At 69.9% G+C, this 6179-nt stretch carries 2 protein-coding genes; one reads left to right on the forward strand and one right to left on the reverse strand.

Annotated elements, in window-relative coordinates; genetic code table 11:
* A partial coding sequence (locus tag AB0M52_RS28785) for a DNRLRE domain-containing protein (protein ID WP_363960152.1) occupies positions 1-3983 on the reverse strand: 3983 nt, incomplete at its 3' end.
* A 440-nt stretch (positions 3984-4423) separates the two neighbouring features.
* On the opposite strand from AB0M52_RS28785, the gene AB0M52_RS28790 reads away from it, so the two are divergent.
* A partial coding sequence (locus AB0M52_RS28790) for an N-acetylglutaminylglutamine amidotransferase (protein ID WP_363960149.1) occupies positions 4424-6179 on the forward strand: 1756 nt, incomplete at its 3' end.

The raw sequence follows: 6179 nt of genomic DNA on the forward strand, positions 1-6179 counted from the left end.
CAGTCGTAGGCGGTGGTGGTGGTCCGAGTGTCGTGGTCGCTCTCCACGCCGCCCGCGTCCCAGATCCGGACGCCGACCTCCTCCTTGGTGATGAGGTTGTACGGCCCGCCGGTGTTGGGTGCGCCCTGGTCGTAGGTGTTTCTGGTGTGCTTACGCCCCCGTACCACGACGCCGGCGTCCAGCATGACGTCGTGTTCCGGTTCTTGGGTGTTGGTCAGTCGCTGACCATCGGAGGAGTAGACGTTGAGTGTGGAGTGGCTGCGGGCGAGCATGCTCTCGGCCGCCGCGTCGTCGGACGTGCTGGCGTTGAGGGCGCGGGCCCGGTTGCCCGCCGTGATGGTGCGGACAATGTTGCCCCACTGGTCGTACCAGGTGGCGCTGATGTGCCCACCCGGCGTGGCCGTGTTCACCTGCCGGGCGTTGGCGTCCAGGTAGGTGACCGTGGCCCGCTCGTACGACGACGGCAGGGTGCCGGTGGCCGGGTTACCGGTGGGCACCTGGCTGGCTGGGAACACCGCGGTCGCGTCGGTGGGGGCCTCGGGCTGTGCCCACCGGTTGGTCTGCGCCGGTGACAAGTCGTACGGCGCACCCGTGCCGGAGACCGGCACTTGGTAAACAACCGTCTGCGTTGCGGTCCCGGCGGCCAGCGCGGAGCGGGTCACCTTGTGCAGCCGGCCCGCACCCGGGTCACCCGGGATCGCGGAGTAGGCGAGCTGCCATGCTTCCTCCGCGACCGGCTTCACGGCGCTGAGGATGCCGTCGGTGGTGTAGTCGTAGGTTTCCCGCAACTGCCGCGTGGTGCCGGCGTCGTTCCAGTCCAGCCTCGGGTCCCAGGTCGCCCGCAGCCGACCCGCGTTGTCGTACGCGTACCGGGCCATCGGCACGGTACGCATGGCCGGGGTGGCCAGGTCCGGGTCCCACGCGGTGAACGCGATCTCCTTCACCCGGCCGGTGTAGTCACCCCAGGCCGACTCGCCCGTGCCGGTCGCGGTCGTCGCGGTGGCGTAGGTGAAGGTCAGCGCCCGGCAGCCCCGGGTCAACGTGGCGCAGTTGACCCCGTCCGCCACCGGTGCCAGCATCCGGACCGGGCGGACCACCTCCTTGCCGGCGACGGTGGCCTTCTCCCAGCCCAGTGTGGTGGTCTGGTTGCTACCGGGCACCATCACCGAGGTCGGGAAGTATTTGCCCGCTGCCGTGCCGGCCACCCGGGTGAAGGTCACGTTGTTGCCGTCCTCGTCGATCAACGAGTACGAGTCACTGCCGCTGGCATAGGACAGCCGCAGGAACTCCATCCCGATCTCCGGGTCGAACGCGGTGGCCGTGCGCTTGGTGAAGCCGATGGTGTCACCCTCCGGCAGCCCCACCTGCACCAGCGACCCGTACACGGTCAGGGAGGTGTATGGCGCCTCGGCTTCCTCGACGACGGCGCCGGACACCCAGCCTGGCCCGAACATGTTTGCCGTGTCCGTCTCCGCCGCCCGCCGGGTGTTGTACGAGCGGGTCACCGTCAGGTCGCTGCCATAGGAGCTGACCGAGACATCGGTGTCCGAGAGGCTGTAGTTGCCGGTGATCAGGTTGACCGAACCCGGGCCGACCTCCTGCGACGCCGCCGACGCCTGGTCCCGGTCGAAAGTGATCTTCACCGCGCTGGACGTCCCGCCCGTGCCGCCGGTGAACGTGCCGCGCAGCTGCAACGGACCGTTCCGCGGGATCGACTCCGCGTCCGCCGCCGCGAGGGTGGCCTCGACGTCCCAGTTCAGCTTGGCGAAGTTGCCCCCACCGCTGGTCGGCAGCGGCCAGGTCACCGAGCCACCACCGGCGGCGACCGTGACGTGCCCGGTCGGGATGTTCACCCACGCGTCGGCGTCACCACGCCGCCACTGGTACGTCACCCCGGTGGCCGCCGCCTGGCCGATACCGGTGATCGCGGTCTTCGCCGCGGTGATGTCGCCCTCCTTCGGCGCCGTCACCGCCCCGGAGCCGACGTTGAACGTGTAGGTGCGGATCGCCGACTGGTTCCCGGCCCGGTCCCGCGACCGCACGTACAACGTCTGCGGACCGTCCGCCGTCGGCGCGATCGACACCGTCGCGTTCGCACCCAGGCTCGGCGCGTTCACCGTCTGGTTCGGCGGGTTGACGTTGAGCCCGTACTCGTATGCCGTCACATCACTCACCCCGGCCGCGCCGAAGGTGAAGCTGCCCGCCGTCCCCGCCGCACCGGCCCATTGACCCGCCGGGTACGCGGTCGACGAGACCGTGGGCATCGCCGACGGCTCAACCGTGTCGATGATCATCGCGCAGTAGCCCGTCCAGGGGCCGTTCGCGCTGCCGTCGTTGCCGCGGACCCGCCACGAGTAGGTGCCACCCTCGGCGAAGGCACCGGCCGGCACCGTGGTCGCCAGCCAGGAACCCGACGCGCCGGGGCCGACGGTGGTGCCGCCGATCCGGGTGCCACCGCCGGTCAGCCACTCGAACTCGGCCCGCACCTGCGAACCCTCGGTGTCGTTGACCTGCGCCCGCAACTGCGGGGTCTTCGTGTTGACGTACGGCGTGCTGGTACCCGTCGCGCAGGGCAACGACGGCACGGTCGCCCGCGCCGTGACAGTGGGTGGCGTCTGGTAGGTCAGCGTCACGTACGGGTCGTTCGCACCCTCCATCGAGTGGAACCTCTTCCACCCGAGGTTGTCCGTCTCCGAGGCGGCCCGCAGCCCGATGTTGACGGTGCTACAGCAGGTGACGCCGTTGGCCTGGTCGGCGAAGGCCCCGGTGACCGACGCGTTGACCCGACCGGCGGCACACGAGGAGTTGTAGCCCTTGGTGGCGGTGGTGTAGCCCAGCCGCTTCATCCATGTCGGCTGGTTCGTCCACCGGGCGGAGGTATTGACGTAGCTGGTCTGCCAGGTCTCCCACTGCCGCGCCGTGCACGACCAGGAGTGGTGGTTCCACAGGTACAGCGTCGCCGCCTGGACCTGCTTGCCCTGCAACCACTCCATGCCGTGGAAGCTGAGGAAGGAGCGGGCCTTCGTCGCGCCGCCGTCGTAGGTGCCGACCTTCAGCTCGGTGGCGGCGGACTGGTCGCTGGTGAAGCCGATCTGCACGAACGCGTCGTAGTTGGGCTTGAGCGTCACGGCGGGGTCGATGGTCACCGGGAAGGTGGTCGCCTTGTCCGTCAACCACGCCTCGTCGGGAGTCAGGGTGACCGCCAGCCGGCCGCCCTTGGCCGCGCCGACCTTCTTACCTACCCTGGTCTGCCGCAGCCGTTCGCCGGACTTCGCATCGACCCGTGCGTCCCACATCAGGGGTTCCGGTGACACACCGACGGTCTCGCCGGCGGCGTCGCGGATCTCGAATCCGCCTTGGTCGTCCGCCACCGCCTTGAGTCCCTTGCCGCGCAGCGGCAGGGCGATGCTGCGTACCTGCGCGACCGCGGCCCGGTTCTTGACCACCAGGAACTGCTCGAAACCGGTCCGGGTCGACTCGACCACCAGGTCCACCCCGGGGCGCACCTCGGGATAGGTGGCCCGGGTGCCGTCCACCTCCGGCTCCGGCAGGGCACCGGACCAGCCCAGCGAGAGCTGGTCGCCGTCCTGGCCGACCGTTACGAGGTCGTGCTCTCCGGAGCCGGCGGCACCGGAGAGCCGCAGTCCGTTCGGGTGGACCTTCGCCCGGACCGAACCATCCGGCTGCTTGGCCAGGTTGAAGTCGACCGATTGCCACCCGCCGGCATCGTCGCGCACCCGCACCGGGCCGAGGTGGACCTCTGCCTCCACCCGACCGTCCGGCAGCGCCCAGAACTCCGAGGTCTCGGAGGTCATTTCGCCGATCCGTACCTTCTTGCCGGTCAACCGCGCCGTATGAATCGCGGCGGCCTCGTCCGGCCGCTCCAGCGTCTGCGGTTCCGCCGGTGCTGGAGCGGGTTCCGGCGCGGGCGCCGCCTGCGCCGGCCGGGCAACGGCCCAGTCCGCCATCGTCGCGGCGAGCACGACAGCCAAACCGGCGCCAATCCACCGCTGCGCGTTGAGCCGTGCCTGGCGTGACTTCCGTCTGTGCGAAGGCATAGTTGTATAACTACGCACTGATCCTCCCCCGTGGTGACAGCGTGTGGTCAGACCGTATGGACCCCGAGACGTCGACACATCCCTATATCCACTATGGAAGATCGTCCGTTCGGCCCTTGCTACGCGACGAGTGGCAATGCTCTGGACACTGCGGCCACCTGCACGCGACCCGGATTGCGGCATTCGTCACATCGCGGGAGCGGCACCGATCAGTGCGAGCGCACTGAGGGCGACACGAAACGCCCAGACTCCCCGGGGTCGTTTCGCCGACTTGATCGCGGGGGCGCGGATTCTAGCAATGCTGTTACACGACCGTCATGGTCTCAACAGGCGAATCGCAACAACCTCTGGCAGCATGGGCTGGCATGTGCGGACTGGCTGGAGAGTTCCGACGGGACGCGACGCGTGCCGACGTCGCCACGGTGGAACGGATGGCCACCACGATGTGCGACCGGGGGCCCGACGGCAGCGGAGTGTGGGCCCAGGGGCCGGTGGCCCTCGGTCACCGGCGGCTGAAAATCATCGACCTGTCGGCCGCCAGCGGCCAGCCCATCGTGGACTCCGCCGCCGGCCTGACCGGCGTCTTCAACGGCTGCATCTACAACTACCGTGAGCTGCGCGCCGAGTTGCAGGCCAAGGGCCACCAATTCTTCTCCAGCGGGGACAGCGAGGTCGTCGTCAAGGCTTACGCCGAGTGGGGGCTCGATTTCGTCGACCACCTGGTCGGCATGTTCGCCGTGGCGATCAGCGAGCGGGACACCGGCCGCCTGGTGCTCGCCCGGGACCGGCTCGGCATCAAGCCGCTCTACCTCGCCGAGTCGCCCGACGTGGTGCGGTTCGCCAGCACGCTGCCCGCGCTGCTCGCCGGCGGCGGCGTGGACACCACGATCGACCCGGTGGCGCTGGCCCATTACCTCAGCTTCCACAGCATCGTGCCGCCGCCCCGCACCATCCTGCGTGGCGTCACCAAGCTGCCCCCGGCGACCGTCCGGGTCTACGAGCCCGACGGCCGCACCCACGAGCGGGTCTACTGGGATCCGCCGTTCCTCCGCCGGTCCGAGCACACCGGATGGTCCGAGAAGGACTGGCAGGACGCGCTGCTGGAGTCGCTGACCACCGCCGTACGCCGGCGGATGGTCGCCGACGTACCGGTCGGCGTGCTGCTCTCCGGCGGGCTGGACTCCAGCCTGGTGGTCGCCCTGCTCGCCGGCGAGGGGCAGCGCGGGCTGTCCACCTTCTCCATCGGCTTCGACGCGGTCGGCGGCCGGGAGGGCGACGAGTTCCGCTACTCCGATGTGGTCGCCAAGACCTTCGACACCGACCACCACCAGATCCGGGTCGCCGCGCAGGATCTGGTGCCCCCGCTGGAGGCCGCCGTCGCGGCCATGAGCGAACCCATGGTCAGCCATGACTGCGTGGCGTTCTACCTGCTCAGCCAGGAGGTGTCGCGGCACGTCAAGGTGGTGCAGTCCGGCCAGGGTGCCGACGAGATCCTGGCCGGCTACCACTGGTACCCGCCGCTGCACCGGATCGACCGCGCGCAGGCCCTCGACACGTACGCCCAGGCGTTCTTCGACCGCGACGCGGCCGGGCTGGCCCGGGTGCTCAACCCCGACTGGCTCGCCGACGGCGACCCGGCGCGGGAGTTCGTCGCCGGGCACCTGGCCCGGCCCGGCGCGCAGACCGCGGTCGACGCCGGCCTGCGCATCGACACGCAGATCATGCTCACCGACGACCCGGTCAAGCGGGTCGACAACATGACCATGGCGCACGGGCTGGAGGCCCGGGTGCCCTTCCTGGATCACGAGTTCGTGGAACTGGCCGCCGCCTGCCCGCCGGAGCTGAAGCTCGCCCAGGGCGGCAAGGGTGTGCTCAAGGAGATCGGCCGCCGAGTGCTGCCGCACGAGGTGATCGACCGGCCCAAGGGCTACTTCCCGGTGCCGGGCCTCACCCACCTGGAGGGCAAGCTCCTCGACCGGGTACGCGACGCGCTGTCCGCGCCCGAGGCCCGCCGCCGCGACCTGTTCCGCGCCGATTACGTCAACGCCCTGCTCGACGCGCCCAACGCCGAACTGACCCCGTTGAACGGAAACAAGCTGTGGCAACTCGGACTCCTGGAAA

Source organism: Micromonospora sp. NPDC051296 (genome assembly GCF_040682255.1).
Taxonomy (GTDB): domain Bacteria; phylum Actinomycetota; class Actinomycetes; order Mycobacteriales; family Micromonosporaceae; genus Micromonospora; species Micromonospora craterilacus.